23 protein-coding genes are annotated in these 24,018 nt (G+C 33.4%); 8 read left to right on the top strand and 15 right to left on the bottom strand.

Translation table 11 applies throughout. The features are described 5' to 3' along the window. Nucleotides 1-22: 22 nt before the first annotated feature. From EJ01_RS00235 to EJ01_RS00220, 4 genes are all read right to left on the bottom strand, one after another. The gene (locus tag EJ01_RS00235; protein WP_048079931.1) at nucleotides 23-568 is read right to left on the bottom strand and encodes a 50S ribosomal protein L15e; all 546 of its coding nucleotides are present in this window, start codon (nucleotides 566-568) and stop codon (nucleotides 23-25) included. Nucleotides 569-925: 357 nt separating this feature from the next. Next, the gene (locus EJ01_RS00230) at nucleotides 926-1,159 is read right to left on the bottom strand and encodes a hypothetical protein (RefSeq protein WP_048079930.1); all 234 of its coding nucleotides are present in this window, start codon (nucleotides 1,157-1,159) and stop codon (nucleotides 926-928) included. A gap of 197 nt (nucleotides 1,160-1,356) precedes the next feature. After that, nucleotides 1,357-2,979, bottom strand: a complete 1,623-nt coding sequence (locus EJ01_RS00225) for a sensor histidine kinase (protein WP_245611110.1) — start codon at nucleotides 2,977-2,979, stop codon at nucleotides 1,357-1,359. A gap of 142 nt (nucleotides 2,980-3,121) precedes the next feature. After that, the gene (locus tag EJ01_RS00220; protein ID WP_048079928.1) at nucleotides 3,122-3,469 is read right to left on the bottom strand and encodes a carboxymuconolactone decarboxylase family protein; all 348 of its coding nucleotides are present in this window, start codon (nucleotides 3,467-3,469) and stop codon (nucleotides 3,122-3,124) included. A gap of 464 nt (nucleotides 3,470-3,933) precedes the next feature. Between EJ01_RS00220 and EJ01_RS00215 the strand changes: the two genes are divergently transcribed. Further along, nucleotides 3,934-4,119, top strand: coding sequence for a hypothetical protein (locus EJ01_RS00215; protein ID WP_048079927.1), 186 nt, complete (start codon nucleotides 3,934-3,936; stop codon nucleotides 4,117-4,119). A gap of 299 nt (nucleotides 4,120-4,418) precedes the next feature. On the opposite strand, the gene EJ01_RS00210 is transcribed toward EJ01_RS00215, so the two are convergent. From EJ01_RS00210 to EJ01_RS00180, 7 genes are all read right to left on the bottom strand, one after another. Then, complete coding sequence (locus EJ01_RS00210) at nucleotides 4,419-7,844, bottom strand: PAS domain S-box protein (RefSeq protein WP_048079926.1); 3,426 nt, start codon at nucleotides 7,842-7,844, stop codon at nucleotides 4,419-4,421. Nucleotides 7,845-8,286: 442 nt separating this feature from the next. Beyond that, nucleotides 8,287-8,745: a riboflavin synthase gene (gene ribC / locus EJ01_RS00205; RefSeq protein WP_048079925.1), complete on the bottom strand. Its 459-nt coding sequence runs from the start codon at nucleotides 8,743-8,745 to the stop codon at nucleotides 8,287-8,289. A gap of 16 nt (nucleotides 8,746-8,761) precedes the next feature. Beyond that, entirely contained in the window at nucleotides 8,762-9,601 is an 840-nt protein-coding gene (locus EJ01_RS00200) for an ATP-binding cassette domain-containing protein (RefSeq protein WP_048079924.1), read from the bottom strand. A 51-nt stretch (nucleotides 9,602-9,652) separates the two neighbouring features. Beyond that, the gene (cbiQ, locus tag EJ01_RS00195; protein WP_048079923.1) at nucleotides 9,653-10,432 is read right to left on the bottom strand and encodes a cobalt ECF transporter T component CbiQ; all 780 of its coding nucleotides are present in this window, start codon (nucleotides 10,430-10,432) and stop codon (nucleotides 9,653-9,655) included. Nucleotides 10,433-10,505: 73 nt separating this feature from the next. Further along, a complete protein-coding gene (locus tag EJ01_RS00190; protein WP_048079922.1) occupies nucleotides 10,506-10,793 on the bottom strand; it encodes an energy-coupling factor ABC transporter substrate-binding protein in 288 nt (95 codons plus the stop codon). Beyond that, complete coding sequence (gene cbiM, locus EJ01_RS00185; protein ID WP_048079921.1) at nucleotides 10,793-11,491, bottom strand: cobalt ECF transporter S component CbiM; 699 nt, start codon at nucleotides 11,489-11,491, stop codon at nucleotides 10,793-10,795. Before cbiM ends, EJ01_RS00190 begins: the two co-directional genes overlap by 1 nt. A 627-nt stretch (nucleotides 11,492-12,118) precedes the next feature. Next, complete coding sequence (locus EJ01_RS00180) at nucleotides 12,119-13,039, bottom strand: tetratricopeptide repeat protein (RefSeq protein ID WP_169740422.1); 921 nt, start codon at nucleotides 13,037-13,039, stop codon at nucleotides 12,119-12,121. 866 nt (nucleotides 13,040-13,905) lie between these two features. Here EJ01_RS00180 and EJ01_RS00175 point away from each other — a divergent pair. The 7 genes from EJ01_RS00175 (at nucleotide 13,906) to EJ01_RS00145 (ending at nucleotide 19,978) form a co-directional block, all read left to right on the top strand. Beyond that, entirely contained in the window at nucleotides 13,906-14,112 is a 207-nt protein-coding gene (locus tag EJ01_RS00175) for a histone family protein (protein WP_048079919.1), read from the top strand. A gap of 260 nt (nucleotides 14,113-14,372) precedes the next feature. Further along, nucleotides 14,373-15,026 carry a stage II sporulation protein M gene (locus EJ01_RS00170; RefSeq protein WP_048079918.1) on the top strand — a complete coding sequence of 218 codons (654 nt, stop codon included), beginning with the start codon at nucleotides 14,373-14,375 and terminating at the stop codon, nucleotides 15,024-15,026. A gap of 1,059 nt (nucleotides 15,027-16,085) precedes the next feature. Beyond that, nucleotides 16,086-16,925, top strand: coding sequence for a protein translocase subunit SecF (locus EJ01_RS00165; RefSeq protein WP_048079917.1), 840 nt, complete (start codon nucleotides 16,086-16,088; stop codon nucleotides 16,923-16,925). Next, nucleotides 16,925-18,148, top strand: coding sequence for a preprotein translocase subunit SecD (locus tag EJ01_RS00160; RefSeq protein ID WP_048079916.1), 1,224 nt, complete (start codon nucleotides 16,925-16,927; stop codon nucleotides 18,146-18,148). The genes EJ01_RS00165 and EJ01_RS00160 overlap by 1 nt, the downstream gene beginning before the upstream one ends. Before the next feature lie 71 nt (nucleotides 18,149-18,219). Then, nucleotides 18,220-18,924, top strand: coding sequence for a DUF1538 domain-containing protein (locus EJ01_RS00155; RefSeq protein ID WP_048079915.1), 705 nt, complete (start codon nucleotides 18,220-18,222; stop codon nucleotides 18,922-18,924). Further along, entirely contained in the window at nucleotides 18,924-19,634 is a 711-nt protein-coding gene (locus EJ01_RS00150) for a DUF1538 domain-containing protein (protein WP_048079914.1), read from the top strand. Before EJ01_RS00155 ends, EJ01_RS00150 begins: the two co-directional genes overlap by 1 nt. Then, nucleotides 19,631-19,978: a P-II family nitrogen regulator gene (locus EJ01_RS00145; protein ID WP_048079913.1), complete on the top strand. Its 348-nt coding sequence runs from the start codon at nucleotides 19,631-19,633 to the stop codon at nucleotides 19,976-19,978. Before EJ01_RS00150 ends, EJ01_RS00145 begins: the two co-directional genes overlap by 4 nt. A gap of 35 nt (nucleotides 19,979-20,013) precedes the next feature. On the opposite strand, the gene EJ01_RS17600 is transcribed toward EJ01_RS00145, so the two are convergent. The 4 genes from EJ01_RS17600 to EJ01_RS00130 all read right to left on the bottom strand — a co-directional run bounded on the left by EJ01_RS17600 (nucleotide 20,014) and on the right by EJ01_RS00130 (nucleotide 24,004). Then, on the bottom strand, nucleotides 20,014-20,169 hold the full coding sequence (locus EJ01_RS17600) for a hypothetical protein (RefSeq protein WP_211251396.1): 156 nt from the start codon (nucleotides 20,167-20,169) through the stop codon (nucleotides 20,014-20,016). Between the two features lie 76 nt (nucleotides 20,170-20,245). Next, on the bottom strand, nucleotides 20,246-20,476 hold the full coding sequence (locus EJ01_RS18040) for a cyclase family protein (protein WP_211251405.1): 231 nt from the start codon (nucleotides 20,474-20,476) through the stop codon (nucleotides 20,246-20,248). Between the two features lie 178 nt (nucleotides 20,477-20,654). Beyond that, a complete protein-coding gene (locus tag EJ01_RS00135; protein WP_052375712.1) occupies nucleotides 20,655-22,085 on the bottom strand; it encodes an Nramp family divalent metal transporter in 1,431 nt (476 codons plus the stop codon). Between the two features lie 20 nt (nucleotides 22,086-22,105). Continuing rightward, on the bottom strand, nucleotides 22,106-24,004 hold the full coding sequence (locus EJ01_RS00130) for a glycoside hydrolase family 15 protein (protein WP_048079911.1): 1,899 nt from the start codon (nucleotides 24,002-24,004) through the stop codon (nucleotides 22,106-22,108). Between the last annotated feature and the right edge of the window lie 14 nt (nucleotides 24,005-24,018).

Raw genomic sequence — 24,018 nt, 5'->3', positions numbered from 1 at the left:
GCTAAAAAAAATAATTTAAGGCTTATCTGGCCTTTTCAGCGCCTTTACCTTTTCCTCGAAGTCCACGGGTTTTTTTACCTTCACTTGTGAGTCCACGAAGCGCACGGCTTGTGTGCTGTTTTTCACAGATCCAGTTTATGTTTTTATCCGCTTTAATTGATGGACTGTTTGGATCAACTAGTATAACTTCAAAAAATTTGAATTTTCCATCTTCCCATACCCAGTATGAGTTTAAAACTTCTAAGTTCGGGTACCTTTTGGCTACTCTTTCTTCTGCAATCCTTTTAATGGATTTTGCAGGGGTTATTTTGTTGACACCCTGTCTTTTAGGTTTTCTACCGGCGGTGAATCTTGTTTTTCTTCTTCCACCTCTCCTAACTCGGGTCCTTACAACAACATATCCTTTTTTAGCTTTATATCCTAAAGACCTTGCTCTGTCAAGTCTTGTAGGTCTGTCTATTCTCTGAATTACGCTTTCCCTTCTCCACTGAGGAGCTCTCTGTTGCATAAGCTCCTTGACGAAGGAATCGCTTGGATTTTTCCATGCGTCTCTTATATATTTATACATTAAAACACCTCTTTTGTTCAGCTTGCGCCACATCCGTGGGATTATATCCCAAAAAAAGTTGTTTTCACCATTGGTGATGATCAATTATTAGAATAAGTTAGTATAAAAAGGTTGTGCTTTAAACCAAAATTAAAAGTGATCATGTAAATGATTTTATTCATTTTCAGGATATAAATTTATTGTTAAAAGTACAAGAATTACTGTTTTTAAGTTGTTATTTCAAATGGTGATCATTGGGTTAATTAGTAAGGTGTATTTGATAAATTAGATCTAAAAATGCTTATAATACTGCATGTTTAACTAATTCTGTAATTAATGAATTCTTTTTTAGAAATAAAATGAAAAAGGAATTATTTGTTATACTGCAGATGCATGTGGATCTGATTTTGCCCCCTTATATGCGTCATATGCGGCATATATGGCAAATAGGAATGATATGATAACTATGGATGGGCTTACTGTGAGGAATAGTATGTATAATACAATTTCAATGGCTAGAAATAGTATTCCTTTTTTAACTTCGCCAGATACTATCTGGCCTGTTCCTGGAATTATTAAAGACATTAATGCAGCGACTATTGCATTTACCATTTGATTACCTCCTTTGTATTATTTATATTAGTTAATGTATTATTTAAAATTTTCTAAAAAATTACTATGGATTGTTATTGTATAAAAAACTGCTAAAAAGATTATTTAATGGTTATGTCTATTATTAAGTTGTAAATAGAGAAAATATATTTTTTTATATTTATTTTTAATTTGTGGTGGTATTTTAGATGTTAAATTTAGTTTTTGACTTCAAATGTAATTTCAAATTTAGTTCCATTTGTTGTATCTAATTTAACATCTGCCCCTATTTGATCAGATAAACTGTGTATTAATTTTAAGCCTAAAGAATCTGATTTTTTGTAATCTAATCCTTCTGGGAGCCCTATTCCATCATCACTGACTATTAAACCGTATTTACTGCCTTTTAAATAAGATTTAACCATTAATCGGCCGTTTCTACCATCTGAAAATGCATATTTTAAGCTGTTAGAAATCAGCTCATTTAGAATTAACCCCAGGGGAATAGCTGTATCTATATCTAGTGCAACATCTTCTGTATCTATATCTAATATTATTTGATCTGGTTTGCTCACATAACTTTTGAAAATATCCGAAGCTAAAGTTTCAGGATAATCTCCGAAATTAATTTTTTTGAGGTTATCATGCTGGTACAAACGCTGATGGACAAATGCCATTGATTTAATCCGATTTTGACTTTCTTTAAAAATCTCTAAAACATCTTCATCGTTTATATGCCGTGATTGTAATTGAAGGAGGCTCTGTATAATCATGAAGTTGTTCTTGACTCTGTGATGAATTTCTTTCATCATGAGATCTTTTTCTTCCAGTGATTTTTTTAATTCATCTTCCAGTTTTTTGCGTTTATTTATGTCCTGAATTATTAGCAAATGTCCCTGAAATATATCTTCATCATCGTAGATGGGGGTAATCTGAGCTTGAATCCATTGATTTAATGGTTCTCCTAAAAATACCTCTGATTCGGACTTACGTGCCATGTAAACTGATTTAAGTTCTTCAAATTTGCCGAAAACTTCATCTGCATTCCTGTTAATATCTTCCTGGCTTATACCTATTAGACTGGCAGCAGAATTTACTTCCATTAACTTTTCATTATCATCAAAGACCAGAACACCGTTGACCATATTTTTAAATAGTATTTTATGGGCTACTGGAAGAATATCAAGGAAATGGAACTTGAAAATACTTAAAGCAAGCAGCATTCCAGCTATGACAAGTGCAAATGGGGAGAAATCTAGCCCTACAATGGGGAGAACGTGAAATGCATAAAGACTGCTAAAAATTAATGGTATTAACCCAACCATTATTAAAATGGAAATCTGTTGTCGATACTTTCTAGAAGACTTTATTAATGTTTTAATTAAAATAATTAGTCCTATTATAGTCAGGGAGAAACTGTATATCATGTTGATGAAAAAAATAGGGCCGTGTTCGTAAATTAAAACAGCTCCTGGCTGGCTGGAAGTTGGGATTATATTTGGCCACAGCAATCCGTGCCATTCATTTGTAAATGCCATAATTATAATGATAGCGGGTATCAAGAAAAGAAGCCTGATGTAGGTAGGTTTTAAATATTTCTCATAATTAGCATAGTTTAATACAAATATAAACCAGAGGGGTGCAACTGTAGCTACTCCAAAGTAAGTAACTTTAATCCAGAATACCTTTGCCCATATTGCAATGCTGAAAAATTCCATTCCTGCTCCAAGGCACCATAAAAATATGGATATCATGAAAAAAATGAAGTAAGTATGTAATGTGGATGAACGTTTTTTATAACTGTAAATACCTAAAGATAAAATTATGAATGCGCTTACCATTAGTATGGCGCCATAGGGGGAATACTGAAAGTTCATGATTTTTCTTTAGTACTTTCTAAAATAAGTTTATTGGGTTTAATCTGTATCCATATCTTATTAAAAATAAATAGGGGATTATTAAAATAAATTTGTTTAAAAAAAATCATTTAATACATTTTACCATTTCTGGGTCTTCAAGTAATTTATATAGTATTGCAACTGATTTGGTAAATGCTGGTTTCCCTGCAGTTAACAGGACAACCCTTAAAGCGTCCATTATCTCATCTTTTGTAATTCCGAGTTCTTTCATTCCGCTTACCATTTGTTTTCTTATTGCCCTGTCATCAGAAGCTGCTGCATTTACTGCTATGGCTATTAACTTTTGAGTTTTATAATCTAGGGTTTTACCGGTATATGTGGCATTATTTAAATGTACAATTGCTTCATAAAGGTCTGGATAATCTTTTTTAACATGAGGCATTCCTTTGCTGAAAAATACTTCTTCTTTCATTTTTTTCATCTCCATAACTTAGCTTAATCCTTTATTTTTTAGATACAATTGCTTTTTAACTCACTTAAAGTGATATACTTTAATATGGCCTTAATTTTCGCATTGAAACAGAAAATTTTAACCTGTTTTTGATATATGAATCTCAATCAAAGTATTATTTGATTTATTGAGGTTCTACTCTTTTTTTTGTTTTTTCTCATATATCAACATACTGTTTTTATTACATGAAATTACTGAAAATAAAATAAGTTAAATTAATTACATAATTATCTAAACGAAATTATTTAATTCATTAATTTCTCAAAAAAGATGGAAAGAAACAGTATTCATTAGTTTCACTGCATTATATTTTTTTAATTATTGATCTATTTTTAAATAATAATTAATATAAATGATATAATACATATTAAAATCATAAAAAACTATGTATATTTAATAACATATTGTGGGTGAAATCTTGAAGTATGAAACTAGAAAATGCAGCTATTGTGGCAAATCGGGCAGGGGGAAACTATATAAAAAGTTACGCTCTGATTGGAAAATATGGATATGTCCAAATTGTAGCAGAACTGAGCATATTAATTTGTATAATTAAATATTTTAAAAATAATAAACTTGCAAAAAATAATAAAATTGAGCTTATTTTTTAATATGGAAATATTACAATTTTCAAAATTGTATATAAAGCAGTATTGATATTCTAAACCGTAAAATTTATATGTAAAACTATACATTACTAATTTAGGTTAATATTATTGGATATTGATCTATCCCCTTTTAATTTATATCTTAAATTTATTAAGTGCCTCAACACTATGGCGCCTTTATTCATTACCCTGGCACATACTCTAAAAACTAGTAGTTTTTTCTCTTTTTTTGTTGGTCATTGTCTTAATTTCCATTTGTTTAGAAATTCAACCTGTAATATTTATTTTCACTAAAAAATGATTTAAATTCTTTTTTTATATCTCAATTCTTTAAAAGTAATTGTAAATTTAGTACCTTCTGTTTTATCCAGTTCAATAGTACCATCGATCTGTTTAACCAGGTTATTTACTAAACGTAGCCCTAAAGATTCTGTGTTTGTGAAGTCTATATTTTCAGGTAAGCCCACACCGTTATCTGAGACTATTAGTACTAAATTATTTTTTAATTGGTGAAGTTCAACCTGTATTTCATTAGAGTTATGACCTGCAGTCGGGGTATCTGCAGATTTCTTATCTGGTCCACAGCCAGAGGCTGTTGGATCTGAAAATTTTCCATTTTCAGGTCCGCGAACATAGTTCGCCGGATCTGCAAATCTATGATTTGCTGGTCCACAGTCAGAGACTGTTGGATCTGAAAATTTTCCATTTTCAGGTCCGCGAACATAGTTCGCTGGAAATGCATGTTTCAGGCTGTTTGTTACCAGTTCATTTATTATAAGGCCGCATGGAATTGCAGTATTTACATTAAAAAAGATATTATCAATATTTTTATTTAATTTTATCATATGTGGGCTGATCTTATAGGTTAAAAATAGGCTATCTGTTAGATCTTTAATATAATCTTTGAAATCTATTTTTACAAGGTTTTCTGAACTGTAAAGTTTTTCATGGACTATTGCCATTGATTTAACACGATTTTGGCTCTCTTCAAGGACATTCCGTGTTTCATCGTCTTTAGTATAACCTGTTTGAAGACTTAAAAGGGAACTTATTATCTGCAGGTTATTTTTAACCCTGTGATGAATTTCTCTAAGCAGTATCTCTTTTTCTTCAAGCGACGCTTTTATATTTTCTTCGGCTTTTTTAAGCTGGGTAATATCACGTGCAGCGGCAAATACACCTATAACATCTCCAAATTCGTTTTTATAAACTGAAGCATTATATAAAACTGGTGTTATAAAACCTTTCCTATTTTTAATTTTTAATGGGTAATCACGCACTAATCCTTCCTGAAAAACTTGTTGATATCCTTTCATGGCTTTTTCAGGTTCTGTGAAATAGTTTGAAAAATCAGTCCCTATAAGCTGTTCTCGAGCGTAACCAGTTATAATTTCTGTAGAGTTATTTACGTCAGTTATTTTTCCATCAGAACCAATAGTTACAAGAGGGTCTAAACTTGCTTCAATTAAGCTACGGTTATATGTACTTGCTAATCTAAGTTTTTCTTCAGCTTTCCTACGTTCAGTGATATCTGATATTAAAGCTAAGGATTCTATGTAATTGCCGTGGTCGTCATAGATTTGCGTGATATCTATATTTACATGGATATTTTTTCCGTCTTTTTTAGTAAATTTAAATTCATATAGTCCTTCAGCAATATCCCTGTAGTTTTTCACATGTGATTTAACAATTTTTGCTTTTTTTTCATCCATAAAAGATAATAAATGCATATTTATCATCTCATCTACAGTATAGCCCAGCATATCTGCCATTCTTGGATTTACAAAGAGAGTGTTGCCCTCACAATCAACTGACCAGATACCTTCATGGGCATTTTCCACAAGCTGACGATATTTTCTTTCACTTTTTTTAAGTGCTTTCCGTGATCTTTTCTTATCTGTAATATCTAAAAGAGAAATTAGCCGATTTTTTGTATAGGGGATTAACTCAATAGTTACATAAACATCTCTGATGTCGCCCTGCTTATTTTGTAACTTAAGTTCATAGTTTTTTGGAGCTCTGCTAGGTTCATTTTCCCTTATATTATGGTAGTTTAATAGCCGCTGTATATCTTCTTCTACAACAAAATTTATCCAGCTTTTTTTACCTTCTAATTCTTCTTTTAAATATCCTGAAAGCTTTTCACATTCAGTATTTGCAAGGGAAATAACAGTGTCCTCTCCAGCTATTAACATTGCAGTCCCAGTATTTTCAAAAATAGTTCTATAATACAATTCTGACTTTTTGAGTGCTTTCTCTACTTTTTTACGTTTTGTAATATCTGTTACAAATCCTTCTAAAGCAATTAATTCGCCTTCATCAGAATATACGCCTCTACCGTGTTCCCATACATATTTTTCCTTTAGATCTGCAGTGATTATCCTGTAAATAATTTTAAATGCTTTGTTTTCTTTTAAAGCTTTTTGAATTGTACTCCAAACAATTTTTCTGTCATCAACATGTATTAAATCTTCATAAGAAACGTTTTTATTCATAATGATGTCTTCTGGTTGATATCCGGTTAATTCTAAACAGCCCTCACTTACAAATTCCATTGTCCAGTTAGGATCATTCATGCACCTGTAGGCAACTCCAGGTAAATTACTTATTAAAGTTTCAAAAGTGCGCTGCTTCTCTTTTAATTCATTTTCTATCTTTTTACGTTCAGTAATATTCCTTGCAATGATGATTCCTTTGTCATTTCCGTTGCTATCTGTAAATAATTTGCCAGTAACATCTGTGAGAAATTTTGTTCCATCCTTTTTTATGGAATTAAATTCACTTTTAAATTTACCTGTAATAGCTCTTTCATTTATAGATGCGTGCAATCGAGGATCATCTTTATCAACAATACTTGATCTGCCTAATTTACGCAGCTCATCCCTGGTGTATCCATACATTTCTTCTGCAGCAGGATTAACATCTAAAATAGTGCCATCAGGGCGTGTAAGGAATATGGCATCTGTACTATTTTCAAAAATTGAACGATACTTTTCTTCACTTTCTTTTAAGGTATTCTCAACTAGTTTACGCTCAGTAACATCCAGTCCTATAACTGATAATTTTGATACTTCATCTTTTTCATCTAAAATTGGATAAATTCGGTATTCATAATGTTTACCGTAGCGTTCATCTTCAAAACAAGTAACTTTTTTAGCCTTAATGGCATTTTCAACGTACTTTTTTCTGTATGCAGCTATAGGTCGCGGCAAAAGTTCGTAAATATTGGAATCAACAACTTCACCTAAAGTTTTTTCAGTGTATTCATTTGTAAAAAGTATATTCCCTTTCAAATCTATTAGAAATGCTGGTTCATTGACAGCATTTAAAAACGCATTTAAATTTTTGGTACCCTCTTTTAATTTTAAATCGTTGTAAAGAGCAGTTTCTATGGTGCTTTTAAGTTCAATGTCGCTAAATTGTTTTCTTATAATATAAACAGGCGGATTTAATTCTGCTTTCTCGAGTAACTGGCTGTCAGAATAATCTGCTAAATATATTATGGGATTATTAAAGTACTTCCTTATTTTGGAGGTCTCTATGTAATTTCCACTTTGATTAATATCAATTAAAATTAAATCAGGTTTTAGTTCTCCGGAATTTTTCACAGCTTTTATACCATGTGATTCAATAGCAAGAACTGTATAGCCTAAATCTTCGAGCTTAGACTTTATACTTATCTTTGCGCTATTTTCATCTCCAATGACGAGAATTTTAGCGTTTTTCATTTAGTCAGCTTTTAGATTTTAACATATAAAAACTTAGTTATGTTATTATCATAAGAAATTATTACTATTTTTATAAAACAAATTATCAATACTTTAAATTGACTAAACTCGTTGATTAAAGAAATTAGTAAAATAAACAGTAATAATTTAAAATTTTAATGGTAATTCGGACTTTAAACAGGTCCAATATCCCCCGCCAACCCCGCGAATCGCAGATTTGTGGTAGTAAAAATCTCTGATTTTGCGGTGGTGCTCACAAAACCGGAAGTTTCGTGGCCGTCGAAAACCATAGGTTTTCGGGGCATGGAAAAATTCTACGAATTTTTCCGGTTGAAAATTTTCAATTTTCAAACATCGAAATTATAAATTTCGAATGCAGTAAAAATCTCCGATTTTTACATGCTCAAAAATTTTTAATTTTAAAAGTTGATCCCAAACAAATTTAAACAGGCCCAACATCGGGGCGGCCTTCTCTCATACCCATTCCTGCTTCTTTTCGCATTGCATCGGGTTTGAACATCATTTTAACCAGATTCTGCGCATGTTCACGTGCCCTGTTTTCAGCGAGCTGTCTTAAGTCCTTCGGATTTTCCCCTTCATCTTCATGAACAAAAACTTCAAGTATATGTGTATTGGTCATAAGCTGGGCCTGTATAAGGCCGGTTGATGCTTCATGAGCACAAACTTTATCTTTTTCTTGAGGACCCGGCATTCCGAGGGCCATCACAATTTCACAGTTTTCTTCTTCTATTAATTTTTTTGATGCAACTGGTAAATCTTTAATTCCAGGTACTGTCCGCCTTATGAATGTTATATTCCCGACGTGTTGTTTAATTTCGTCTATTGCATGAGCACCCATATCAACCCGTGCAAAAGTGGTATCGCAAATTCCTACTTTCATTTTATCACCACATTACTTAATCATCAAAATGATCCCTTAATTTTTTTCTTGCTTCGCCTATGGTAAGGGGATATGGTTTATCAAAGGGTAATTTATCTTCTTTTTCCAGTATTTCCATGAGATGTGCAATTCTTGGAAGTCTTAAATTAGCCTCCCTTATGGTTTTAACATCTCCAAATACTTCTTGGGGATTTCCTTCTTTTATAATTTTTCCTTTACTTATTATATATACGCTGTATGCATAGAGCGGTACTAAATCAACATCATGAGTTGATATAATTATCGTCATTCCCTCTTTGTTTAATTCGTATAATATTTTAAGTATTTGGGATGCCCCCTTTGGATCAAGGCCGGATGTTGGCTCGTCAAGGACCATTATTCTAGGATTCATGGCAAGTATCCCTGCAATTGCAACTCTCTTTTTCTGGCCTCCGCTCAAGTGATGGGGCGCTTTCTTTTTAAATTCTTCCATTCCCACACGTTTTAGGGATTCATCAACCCGTTTTTCAACTTCTTCCTTGGATAAACCAAGATTCATGGGTCCGAAAGCTACATCTTCCACTACTGTTGGGGCAAACAGCTGATCATCAGGATTTTGAAATACTATCCCCACATTCTGCCTTACATGCATCAGTGCTTTTTTATCATATTTTATCTCATCACCATTTAAGAGCACCTTTCCTGATGTGGGTCTTAAAATCCCGTTAAAATGTAAAAATAATGTTGATTTCCCTGCACCATTTGGTCCAAGTAATGCAATGATTTTACCCTCTTCCGCTTTAAAATTGACTTTGTCAAGGGCCTTTGTGCCATCTGGATAACTGTATGCGATATCTTTTGTTTCAATTATATTCATCATTTCACCTAAAATGGAAATTCTGTATTTAATTAATAAAAGCTGTCAGGTTTATATAATTTTTAAACCCCATGTTAAATAAGTTCCAAGCAAAAGGAAGGATTCAAAGGATAATAGTAAAAGAATATTTTTAGTTCCTATATCTTTCCGGCTTTTGAAGGTTTTAATAGATCCCCCATAACATCTTGACTCCATTGTTATATAAATTTGTTCACCGCGCAACCATGTCCTTATAAAGAGATTACTTGCAAGCATTCCCATAGATTTATAAGTCTTTTTGAGGCCGGAATATCCCAGCCGGGTTTCTTGGGAGTGGTACATGTTAATTGCTTCATCTAAAAACACAAAGATATACCTATACATAAGCATGGCAATTTCAACTACAATCTGGGGAATTTTAATATCTTCCAGTATAGAAAAAATTTCGTTCATAGGAGTTGTAAGTGCCAGAAATGTCAGACAGGAAAAACCACCCATGATCCTTGCCATGGTAAGGAACCCCAGGTTAAAACCATCTGCAGTTACCGCAAGGTTAAATATTCCTAAGTTTAGAATTGCCGCACCTGTTCCAAAGAATATAGCCATAAAAACAAATGTTATAAACGCAAATGAAAATGGGACTGTAATGAACTTCAAATAAAATTTGGCAGGGATTTTAGCCTTAAATATAATTAAAAAAGTTACCAGAACAAATATGGTAATGGGTATAACTGGTGAAGTGGATATAAGGCTCACTAACATGGTTAAAATTGCAAACAATACTTTGAAATATTCATTTACATTTTTAATGCCGTTGGAATGAGCATAATCATCTAACGTGTGTTCAAACATCTCTTCACCAGAATTTATCATTTATTTTTATTTAATTCAATTTTATCCTGTTCACTTGCTGCAAGTTGCTTGTTCAGTTCTTCTTTTCTTGTTTTTGCCTGCCTTTGTAGTACCCTAAAACATATCCTATTATAAGCGCCCCAATAGCAGCCTGTACTGCAAACAGGAGACTTTCTATTTCACCACTCGGTGGTTCCCATATGGAACTAAACCACGGCTGATAGCCGGTGGCTTCTATGGCCTGACTTCCCTGATCATCTGAACCTGTAAAATAGCCTTCTTTACCATTGTAAATGGCAAGTGGAAGAGCCACAATTAGGACTGCTAAAATTAGGAGGACAATGGGTTTTTTATCTACCATCAGACTACCTCCGGTGATTTTTCTGCAGTTTCTTCTGTTTTAGCAGGCCCTATAACTTTTAGGGTCCTTAGTATGTCAGGTCTAAGTTTCAGGATATAATCGAAGATAACTACAGTTAAAAGCCCTTCAGCTATTGCAAGCGGTACCTGGGTGTAGGCGTATATTATTATGAATTTTACAAATGCTGACCCGAATGTAGGCACTGGAAATGCCAGCGAAAGCTGTACTGCAGTGGTCACATAGGTCAACCAGTCGCCAATAACTGCAGCTAAAAATATCCCTACAGATGGAGACCAGCCAACTTTTCGAATGCCTTTGTAAACCAGCCATGCTGCAAATGGACCTGCAATCCCCATGGAAACGATATTAGCTCCCAAAGTGGTTATTCCTCCGTGTGCAAGAAGCAGTGCTTGAAATATGAGTACAATCGCGCCTAAAACGCTTACTGCTGCCGGCCCGAAAAGTACAGCACCTAACCCGTTCCCTGTAGGGTGGGAAGTACTTCCGGTAACTGAAGGCAGCTTTAAAGATGATAATATAAATATGAATGCTCCTGTAATTGCAAGCAGCGGCTTTGACTCCGGGTGTTCCTCTGTAACCTTCTTGATCTGGATTACACCGTAAACAACTACTGGTAATGCTATGATGTACCAGAACAAGCACCACTGCCACGGTAAAAATCCTTCCATTATGTGCATGTTAAAGTCTCCTTTACTTTTTGCAAATGCCTCAAAAACTCCCCTTTAACATGAATATCGATATATTCCTGACAAGATTAGTATTATAATATATAAAGAGTAAATAGAGTCATTTCTTCTTAAATTTTATAGTGTAATGGAGACTATTTAATTATTTCTATAATAGTTGATAATAATTAAAATAAAATTGAATTTAATAAATTTTACTATTCTACAAAAAATGAAAATTTTCTAGAGATATATTTTAAGACGTTAACCCTAGAACTGATTAAGGTTGATATTAGATTTATATATAATTCAGACAACAAACTTTTATAATTTGGTAAGTATCCCCTTTCAAAAAGAGATATCAAACATATCTCGTATTTCGTCAATAGTATTAAAAATTCCTTTTTATAAACTGTGTTTCAGCATGGTAAAATACAAAAACATTATTTCTCTTCCAAAATCTTTTATTGATTTCAAATTTTCAACACGTTCCACACGCAGGTCTATAGTATGCGTTTTGAATATACTAACTATTTTTTATATGAATAGTTCAGTTACAAATTAATAAAGTTAGACTAATCAACAAGATTTGAAGTTTTAATTAAAAATAACTTATTTCTGCCTAATTGCTGTTTTATTTCAATTTTTTATAAATTTCAAAACTTCCTCTTTAGATTTTAATGCGTCCTTATAGTATGGTTTTAATTTTAAAGCTTTATCAAAACATTCTAAAGCTTCATTGTATTGTTGGAGTTTTTGATGGGCTTTTCCTTTTCCAAACCATAATTCAGCTAATTCTCGAGGTTGAAAAACTAATTTTATAGGTTTTAGGCCCTTAAATTTCCATTTATCTTTGGTTGGAATTTTTCCCAATGCATCTTCAAAATAGGTCACTGCTTTTTGGTAATCCCCTTGTTTAAAGAGCACTACTGCTTTATTTGCCAGTGCAGGTCCAAATTGAGGTTCTTTTTTAAGGATTATATCAATATGCTCAAGAGCAGCATCATATCTTTCAAGCTTTATAAATATACCTGCTCTCAAACCTAATACTAGTACATTTTTTTTATCTTTTTTAAGAATTTTATTGGTTAAATCAAGTGATTCCTGATATTTTTCCATCTTACTTAGGACAGCTGCTTTGCTGTGTAGTACTGAAAAATAGTTAAAGCCTGATTCTAATAATTTATCAAGATAATACAAAGATTCATGATATTTACCCTCATTTAGAAGGGCTATACTTTCCTTCATTAAGATCCAGTATTTCAAATGATCAGCATTCATCTGCGTTAATATTAAGCCTCCAAATAAAGGTAATAAATATGTCCAGTCATATATTTGGGTAAAAATTAGATTTAAAGCTGTTAATAAAAGTAAAACTATGGTTACAATGATGAAATAAAGTTTTATGTTTTTATTGTTCAATTTAAGGAATAGATATGCCACAATAATAGGTAAGGCTATTGCTAATACTATCTGGAGAATTTGATCAAATATCAATGAAAGATAAAGGGCTATAGTGAATAGTACACTAAGAATAATACGCCTAGTTTTCATATTCATGATCATCAACTATAATAATTTTAAAGCAAATATATTCTGGATTTAATATCATCTATTTAATATTTTACATCATAATTATTTTTTATATCAGAAGCAAATATATTCTGGATTTAATATCATCTATTTAATATTTTACATCATAATTATTTTTTATATCAGTTAATGCATAATATTATCATTTATGATAAAAATCAAATATGAAAATTTAAGTTAAATTAACTTCAAATAGTAAAGAACTATAATATATACTTATTAATAATTTATATAATTTTAATCATTAAAAAGAGAATTATTATGAATTTATTAAGTAATAATACAAATATTACATTTATTTACCTAGTAAACAGTCATAAAAAGATTATATTTTCATAACAGCTTGTGACAAGTTAAATATTTAAGAAAGCTATCGCAGATTTGGAGTAAAAAGTTTAATGAGATAATGGAAGCAACCTAAAAATGATTTAAAGGCGAAAAATGAGTGAATATATTCGTGTTTTGAAACAAGCATTGTTATGAGTTATATGAATATTTTATGGGTTAAATGTAGTTAAATGGCTAAAAACAATGTATATGGGTCGGAAGACGAGATATATTCAGAAAAAAATCAAAAATATGATTTAGGTTGAGTTAGAAAGTATTGTAGAACATCTGAATTTATCTAAGTAAAATTAATTATATTCCTGTTCTAAATTTTTAAAGTTGTGTTAATAATTAATACTTTATTAAGTGGTGCCAAAAAATTGCATTAATTGATTTTAAGTGAGTAAAAAGCACATAATTTTTAAAATTATTAGATAATAAAACCATAAATTTATATAAGGTTATTTATACACAGTATATTGGTAAAATAACGGAGGCGGTCATTTATGACAGAATTACCATTTGCTCCAGTAAGTAGAATAATAAAAAATGCTGGTGCACAGAGAGTAAGCGAAGATGCTACAGAAACTTTAACAAAAGTGTTAGAAGAAAAAGGCGAAGAAATAGCTTTAGCGGCTGTTAAACTTGCAAAACACGCTGGAAGAAAAACAGTTAAAGCATCAGATATTGAATTAGCTATTAAAAGTTTATAACTTTTTATTAGCTTAAGAAAATCTTTTTTGCCTCTAACATAAAACGTGTTAAAGGCTTTTTTATATTTTTTTAGTCTAAGTTTTTTGCTCTTTTTTAATTTTGCATATTTTTACAGCATATTTACCCAAAAAATAACTCGTTTTTCCTCTACATTTAGTAAAATTTATAAGTATGTGTTTATCTACATAAATGATGGTATGTAATTTTTATGAAATAATATTCATAATTTATGATGTAAATAAAGAAGGAGAAACATTAAATGTCCATATCAATTTTTAATAATAAGTCTTTAAGTAAGTATAACATTTTTAAGGGCGTTTTTAAGCGAAATAAGAAGATTTTAGTTGTTTCAGTTATTATATTCTCTGCATCTCTTTTTATTGGTGTACTTGCAGGTTACTTTTTACCTGAGGGTGTTGGGTATTTCTTGACAGTACTTTCTAATACAATTAACAGTGCGGTTGATATATCTACTGCTTCCATTTTCATACACAATGTTAGAACTGCTTTTATGACTTATGCTGGAGGAATTATTGGAATAGTTACTGCAGGATTGTTGTCTCTAAACGGGTTCATTTTAGGGGCTTTTTTAGGATATTTTATGGGCGGCGGCGTTATTAACCATAACACTGTTAGCCCTCTAGTTTTTATGAGCTATATAGTACCTCACGGCATATTTGAAATTCCTGCACTTATTATAGCTAGTGCTGCAGGGTTCAGGCTCACAACTATAATCGCTGATTTAATAAACAGCTTGAGAGGAAAAACATATGTAAACAACGATTATCTGAAATTTAAGGACTCCATAGCTTTACTTTTAATTGCAGTATTTTTATTTGCAGTTGCGGCAGTTATTGAAGCTAACTTTACTGGACCCATAGGAAATTACATTACAGGGTTAAATTTCCATTAAATACTTTTTTTATTTAATTGATGCATGCCTATAAAATATTTTAAAAGATTTTTTAGTCCTAAATATCTAAAAAGCAATAAATCAGTTAACTTAATGTTTTATTGCATTAGAAGTTACAGTTCCACTGCTACTTCCAGAACCTGATCCGCTGCCGCCAATTATTACGTCTTGCCCTACCATTTGGGGTCTAATTATTCTCCAGTAGTACTGTGCAGCAGTTCTTTTTTCAGGAATGTAATAAGTAACTGCCCATTTTTTGTTGTAAAACTCACGAATCTGTAATATATATTTACTTTCTTTTCTGAGGGTAGTGGTTATAGTCTGTGTTTTCTGCCCTTTGAACTTTACATAAACCTTTATTTTTATATAACTTGTTTTGTACGGGTATGTTTTCCATGAATAGATAAAATAATAATTATTTGGGCCATTAACTTTATATGAACCATGATCTACTTGTTTTAAGCTGGCTGCAGCAGCTGGTTATGCCAATTGAAGCCCAAAAACAAACATTGAAAGTATTGCGGTTATCAACAAAATATTTTTTCTCATTTTATATCCCCTTATCAATTTTTTGTATCAAATTATGTTAATAACTGTTAATTATGATTTATATAATTTTACATATCGTTCATGTACAAAAAATCATATTTAAAATCTTTGATAAGTTTTTAGCAAATTTTAATGTATTAGATAATCTGTTAATATTTCAGGTTGATAATTTAAAAATCATATTTTAAAAGCTAATTTTTAAATTCACTCCCTAATTTATACATTATTTGCCGCCATTTGAGGGATACATTATCTGATCTTAATTTTACTTTTAGTATGTGGTTTTAATTGTTTTTGAGTATAGAAAAATATGTTGTATTCTCCTTTTTTATGTAAACTTATGATGGTTAGTATTAGAGAAATCAAATTATACATGAACTTTTTCGATGCAACATATATAGAATAATTAACATAAAAATTAAAATAAGTAATAATTTTGGGGATTTAACATCTGTAAAATATAGTTAAGTCTGTTATTTAAATATTGTAAAACTTATTTCCGGTGTTTTAATGAAAATTGAAAAACTTATGGAATCTTATAAGTCCTTAATAGCGATTCCTGTAATTATTACCTTGATAGCAGTGGTAATTTTGGCAGTGAATGGTTTAAATTATGGGGTGGAACTAAGGGGAGGTACAATAGCTGATCTTCAGCTTCAAGAACCAGTGAGCCAAACTCAACTAGAGAATATAATAAGTAACGGGTTGGGAACAAATGATGTGAGTGTTCAATTAGTTGGTTCTAACCAGTCTACAGTTGAAATTGGTGGGGAAGTAGATCCTGGTATTTTGAGGAATACATTAAATGGAACAGCATCTATACTAGGTTTTAGATCTGTTGGACCAGTTTTAAGTGCTGAAGCGTTGAATCAAATTTTTTGGGCAATACTTTTTGCATTTATATTCATGGCAGTGACTGTATTTGTAGTATTTAGAAACTTCGTACCTTCTATAGCAGTTATTCTTGCCGCGCTGTCTGATATTATTATAGCAGCTGGTGGAATGTCCCTGTTTGGAATACCGCTTTCCCTAGCATCAGTAGGTGCTTTACTTTTACTTATTGGGTACAGTGTAGATACAGATATTTTGCTTACCACACGTGTATTGAGGCGTAAAGAAGGAACTGTTACAGAAAGGGCGGTTGATGCTATGAAAACCGGCTTAACAATGGCAGTTACTTCCATTAGTGCAATGGCAACTCTTTATATTGTTGTTGTTTTATTAATTCCATCTGCAGAAGTACTTGCAGATATTGCAGCAGTTCTTATAATAGGCCTGGCTGCAGATGTGCTTGTAACATGGTTAATGAACCTTGGAATACTTAGATGGTACCTGGAGCGTGGACGTTAATGAGCGAAATTGCAGACTTTTTAAAAGATTATAGGGTTATATTACTCATTGTACTGGCTATTGGAAGTATTGTTTCAATTTCAGTATTAGGTATACAGCAGGGACTGGACTTAGAAGGTGGATCTGTCATACAAATTCATTTAGAACATCCTGTTGACCAGAATACGATGAATACTGTCGTAACGGTCCTTGACAGGCGGCTTAACATATTTGGTGTAAGGGACATTAATGTGAGAGCTAGTGGAGATCAGGATGTAATTGTTGAAATAGCGGGAGTAAGGCCGGAAGAAGTTACGAATATAGTGGGGACTCCTGGTGTATTTGAAGCTAAAATAGATAACCAGACTGCGCTTACTGGGACAGATATAACAAATGTCCGTCCGTATCAAATCACTGGAAATCAGTGGAGTGTGCCGTTTACTGTATCTACTGCAGGTGCCAATCGTTTTGCACAGGTTGCACAGGGTAAGGCTGGGCAGCCGGTTGAAATGTATCTGGATAATCAACTGGTTTCATCCCCAGTTTTAAGCGAAGGGCTTGCAACAGGAACGCCAACAACAGAAGTTGAAGTTTCAGGAACGGCAGAAACCAGAGAAGCAGCTGAAAATGAAGCCAGGAATATACAGGCAGTACTACAGTCCGGGGCGTTACCAGTAAAGGTTAATGTTGCGGGAGTTAGCAGTGTTTCGGCTGAACTGGGGGACCAGTTTAGAACAGGGGCACTTGTTGCAGGTTTACTTGCAGTTATAGTAGTCTCTATCATCATCTTCCTGCGTTACAGAATTCCTTTGCTTGTAATTCCGATAATACTCACAAGCCTTGCGGAACTACTTTTAATTTTAGGAGTAGCATCTGTAATAAGGTGGAATATAGATTTACCTGCTATTGCAGGTATTATTGCAGCCATAGGTACAGGGGTAGATGACCAGTTAATCATCACTGATGAAGTTTTAAAGAAAAAAGGATCAAAAGGAGGCAAAGAATCCAAAAGAAGAAGTGCAACTATGAGGATGAGGATTAAGGGGGCGTTTTTCATAGTATTTACATCTGCTGCAACCCTTATCGCTGCTATGCTTCCACTGGCATATATAGGATTCAGCAGAGGCTACGCAGGAATCGGGATCCTGGCAGGTTTTGCATTCACCACTATAATAGGGGTGCTTATAGGAATTTTTATCACAAGGCCGGTATATGCAAAATTCATAGAGAGATTTGTCCAGTAAGCATTATAAAAAAGACATATAAATCATTTTATATGTTTTATATCTGGAGAAAAAATTGAATAAATGATTTGATGAGATTTAAAAATTTTAAAAAAGAATTTAAATCCATTTTTAAATCATTTTTACCAGCTATATTGATGATTTTCATATTTCAAATATTTTTTATAAAAATGGATGTTATGGAATTTATTCCAATTGTAATTGGACTGATTTTCACATTACTGGGTTTTGTAATCTTCATTGAGGGTGCAAAATTTGCACTTTTACCTATGGGTGAACAGATAGGGGCTTCTTTTATAGAAAAAAAAGCTCTTTTTATGATATTGCTCTTTGGATTCCTTTTGGGAGTAACGCTTACTATAGCAGAACCTGATGTGAGGTTACTGGCTTACCAGATTGAGAATATAGTGATTATTCTTCTTACTCAAAGAGAAATAATTTATGTAACAGCTTTAGGGCTTGGAATATTTGTTATTATAGCTATTCTTAGAATAATCCTTAATATACCTATTAAATATATTTTAATACCAGGATATTTAATAAATTTAATACTTGCTCTTTTTTCTAATGAAGAGTTTTTAACTGTTGCTTTTGATATGGGTGGAGTAACAACTGGCCCCATGACAGTTCCTTTTTTAATTGCTTTTGGAGTTGGGATAGCATCTGTTTTAGGTGGAAGAGATAGATTGACATCCGGTTTTGGGGTCATGGCAATTGGTTCTGTAGGGCCCATAATGGCTGTTTTAGTATATGGACTTATTAAAGGAGGAGTTTAATGGACTTTAATTTACCATTTGAAGTCTTTATTGAAGTTATTGAAGCTATAATTCCGGTCATTGTCCTGTTTATTTTTTTCCAGATCATTGTACTTAAAAAGATTCCACCTAACTTCAGGAGAATGATTGTAGGTATACTGATGACCACAGCAGGATTTTTTTTATTTATATTAGGGGCCAGAATGAGTTTGATTCCTATGGGAGAAAAAATTGGCATTTTTCTATCTGGCGCAAATTCACTTTTAGTCCTATTTTTGGTATTTGTCATAGGTATCATAGTTATTTTTGCTGAACCTGCAGTTAACATTCTTGCTTATGAAATAGAAAAAGTTTCGGCAGGATTTTTAAAGAGGAAGTATATAATTCCAGTCATTGCATTGGGTGTTGGCTTTGCACTGGTACTTATAATCTTGAGGATATATTTTGAAATTCCTATTGCCTATATTTTAATACCAGGATATGTCATACTGCTGTTCCTGACATATAAGGCCCCTAAAGATATTATTTCAATAGCATTTGACTCGGGGGCTGTAGCTACTGGACCTGTAGTTGTTACTTTTGCTCTACCGATCATAACCAGTATTGCTATCACTATTTTAGGCGGCGAATCTGGTGTTTATGGGCTTGGAACTATAGGGGTAATAGCAATGTGTCCTATAATTCTCATGCTATTATTTGGAATTATAATAAAAAGGAGGATAAAAAAATGAATGATGGAAACCCATTTCAGATTATATTTGCAGTTGTTGAAGCAGAAAAGGGAAGTGAAATCCTGGAAGAAGCTCAAAAAGCAGGGGCAGAAGGAGGAACTGTTTTTTACGGACGTGGAACTGGAGTACATGAACACGAGAAGATTTTAGGTATACCTATAGAACCTGCTAAAGAAATAATCATGATACTGATTAGAGAAGAACTTGCAGATAAAGTGCTTTACGCCATTGTAAATGCTGGAAAATTAAACGAACCTGGCAAAGGGTTGGCTTTTGTACTGGATGTTTTTAAGGTGGCTGGAATATGCCACGATGAAACACGTTCAATTAAAGATGAATTTTAAAATTCACTTTACCTCTAACTTTTAATTATTCCAATTTAAAACATTTTATTAGATTTGGCATCGATTAAAACAGCCCTTACAGGAGCTCCGTCCTCATCTATTTTTAAAGGGAGTCCCATGAAGACATATTCTCCAGCTTCAACATTCTTTAAACACAGCCCCTCAAATACCGTGAGGTTATCAAGCAGCACATCATGTACACATTCATTTTTATAAACTTTTCTATGCTTAAATAGTCCACTCCAAGGGTTTTAACTTTTTTTCCTGTCAAATATTCTGCGGCATCCCGTTTGATATGTGCAAAATCTTCTTAAACTTTTTATACTTTTTTGTTGAATTTTCAGTCTTCAATAATATGATGTCGTCTTCATTGATTTCATATGGGTCCAGATGTTCCTTATGAATTTCATTGCCAGCGTCAGTAAGATCAATAACCTTACATTTCCCGTAAAAACTTTCCAGTGGTATTTCAGCTAATTTTTTACCTTCTTCTTTAATATGGAATGGGTATCTATATGGGTCCCTGTATGACTACCTAGAGTAATTTTAGATTCGTTAGAATCTTCATACTTGACAGTTGCATATTTTTCTATCTTTGGCCGGGATTTTCAGGATAAACAATCATATCTTCATGTATTTGCATCGAAATATCTATTATTCGCACGATATTCACCATTTATAAACCTAATAATTCAATATAGATGTAATAAGCTGCAAAAACCATGAAAAATAGTCCTACTGCACCTGTTAAAATAATAACTGGTTTTGAAGGTTTAAAATCTGCTGGAAGGGTTCTCCAGTTAAGGTAAAGAACTGAAAATGCCACTACTGGAATATGCACAGCTTCAATGATCCCTGCAATGATTAAAAACTCGATAGGTTCGGGCCTTAAAATAATAAATATAACAGGTAAAATACCCATCAGACCAATTAAGTATAAGTAACGGTAAAAACGCATAGATAAATATTTCCCTGAGCTTTTGAATTGCCTTAAAATAAAAATTGATCCCTGGCCAAGCATCCTTGTCCACCCATCAAGATTTGCAACTATTGTACTCCAGAAAGCAAAAAATGCAGCCACAATCATTAATGCTGCACCTGCTATTCCCCATATGCCTCCAAGAAGCTCGCTTAAAACTGCAGTCACTGCAGGACCCTCTGGAACCAGACCGGCAGGCCTTAATAGCTGTGCACCTAATATCATCAGCGCGATAAGGAGTATCAACACAATGGACGCCGCAACAGTGGTTGAAAAGGTCATAATATTGATCCATCCTTTTAAATGCTTCTTTTCTTCACCAGTAATTCTAGATATATCAAGAGGTTCTGTTTCTTCAATTACTTCAAATTCCAGTTCATCTGCAGTTGGTTCGGAGTCCATGCTTTTAATCACTTCAGTTTCTTCAGCTTCCCTGAAGCGGTAATAAGCAGCCCCATATCCTCGGGTGACAAGCCAGAATGAATACCATATAAGGCCTGCAGCTCCAGACATCATAAAGCCAATCCATGGGAGCAATTCACTGAAATTTACATTAGGTGGTAAAGAAGGAACTAAGCCTGCAGCCAGTACATTTATGCCTGGAAATATCAATATGGCTGCTGTTACAAGTGCAGTGGTTATTACAAGGGCCATTACTATTGATATCAGTTCTACGCCGCGGTATTTACCAAAAAATACCAGTGTAATGGATATTAAAAGAAAAATGATGGCCCAAAATTGGAATCCTCCGGGTATAACCAGGATAATGGCCGAGCTTGCAGCGCCTGACATTCCAACGAGGGTAGCAACAGCTACAAAAAATTGTGGCAAAATGATTAACCATACTCCCCAATTTCCAGGTCCGGGTAATGTTTTAATGCCTTCTAGAAGAGAGCTCCCTGTGACAACGGCATAACGTCCTATTTCTCTGGCAAGCAGTGTCTTAAGAAAAATGGCAAGAACCATTGTCCACAGTACTGTGTAACCGTATAAAGAAGCAATTCTTGGGGTAAAAATAAGTTCTCCAGTAGCAATAGCTGATATCATCCAGATTATGGCAGGTCCAATCCATTTAAGCCGTTCACGCCCTTTCGGAGCTTCAGGTATTATTTTATTGTTTATTTTCACCTTAAAATCTCCAGATAATATCAAAAATCTCTTCTTGAATCCATTTTTTCTCGGTGTTTGGAAGTTCCAACTGGAGCTACAGGAACTGGTTTTCCCTCAGCATAAGCTAAATAAACCATGCTGTTTATCATGCCAATATGGGAAAATGCCTGGGGGAAGTTACCTAGAAGTTCGCCGGTTTCTGCATCTATCATTTCAGATAAAAGCCCCACATGATTGGTGTGATTTATAATATTTTCAAAAATGTCTCTAGCTTCATCTATCCTTCCTGAAAGGGCAAGTGTATCCACAAGCCAGAAAGTACAGAGTGCAAATGTTCCTTCTCTGCTGTGAGGTCCCTCTTTTTTAAAATACCTGTAGACAAGCTGGTTTTCTGTAAGATATTTCAGGGTATTGTTAATGGTTCCCTGAATCCTTTCATCATCAAACGGCAGAAATTCAAGTAAAGGAATACGTAAATTAGCAGCATCTAATTCTTTTTGTCCAAAGGATCTTACAAAAGAACCTAATTCTTTATCATAGCCGTATTTTAGAACTGCTTCCCTTATCTCAGATCTTGATTTTTTCCATTTATCGGTATCTCCTGGAAAGTTATAATTACGGGATAAATGAATTGCCCTATCCAGTGCAACCCACATCATGACTTTGGAATAGGTATAATGGCGGAGATTTTTTCTTTCTTCCCATATTCCGCTGTCTTTTTCTTTCCAAACTTCACATGCACGATCAGCAACTCTACTTAAAAAATTCATCATTTCTGGTTCAAGTTTTATATCTCTACGCACTAATTCATAGGCTGTATTTAAAAGTTCGCCGTATATTCCATGTTGGACTTGATTAACTGCCCCATTACCAATATGAATGGGTTTAGACCTTTTATATCCTTCTAAATGATCCAATGTTTTTTCTTCAAGCTCAATTTCGCCGTGCAATCCGTACATTATCTTAATTCCTTCACCTTTTTCAAAATGCTCTTTGGACACTTTTTCTACCCATCTAAATAAGTCAACAGCTTCTTTCACATGTCCTGTAGAAATAAGTGCCTGTCCAACCATGGATGCGTCTCTAACCCAGGTATAGCGGTAGTCACAATTCAAAACTTCTCCTATAGCTTCTGGAAGTGATGTAGTGGGAGCAGCCATCACGGCCCCTGTGTCATCATGAATCATCATTTTAAGGGCAAGTTTAGAACGAATTAAGAAAGGAAACCATTCAGCAGCCCATTCATGGGCATTTATTGATGGTTCTTTGTGAACCCACTTTTTCCATGTACTGGCGGTGCGTTCCATTAGTTCATTTGATGTATCAATATCTCCATCCATATTTTTAGAATTCCAGCGCGTAATTACTGCTCTTTTCTCACCATCTTTCATCTGGAAAGAAGAATATAAACTGGGACCATTTTTCCCATTTACTACCTTTGCATTATTAATGTTACATAAGGATAGCTTGTTATTTCCATCGGTAGCTGTCCATACATCATCTATCTCTTTTATTATAGTGGGAACACGCGCGTAATCAAATTTAGGCGACCATTCAACTTCTATTTCCATATCATCTCCATGGCATTCTAAAACTCGATGAATTTCTGGAGGCGCATAAGATCCGCCGCATTTATTAATATTTCCCCAAAGCGGCATAAAATCAGTTACAGTAAGTTCGCTGCGGCCTATTTTAAACTGTGTTTTTAAAATATTGGTATCTTTAACATAGTACTGAAATCCAATACCTGCATCTGGCACAGATACCTGAAAACGCCCGCCCTGCCTTATATCAAGGATAGCTCCAAAAATGCTGGGATTATCAATAACAGGAAAACAGCACCAGTCTATTGATCCATCTTTTCCAATTAATGCAACAGTTCTGAGATTGCCGATTGCACCATAATCGTTTATAGGCTTATAATATTTACAAATCATTCAAACACCTTTAA

It is taken from the genome of Methanobacterium veterum (assembly GCF_000745485.1).
Taxonomy (GTDB): Archaea; Methanobacteriota; Methanobacteria; order Methanobacteriales; family Methanobacteriaceae; genus Methanobacterium_D; species Methanobacterium_D veterum.
Note: the sequence above shows the minus strand (reverse complement) of the source record. Positions and strands in the feature narration are given on the sequence as shown.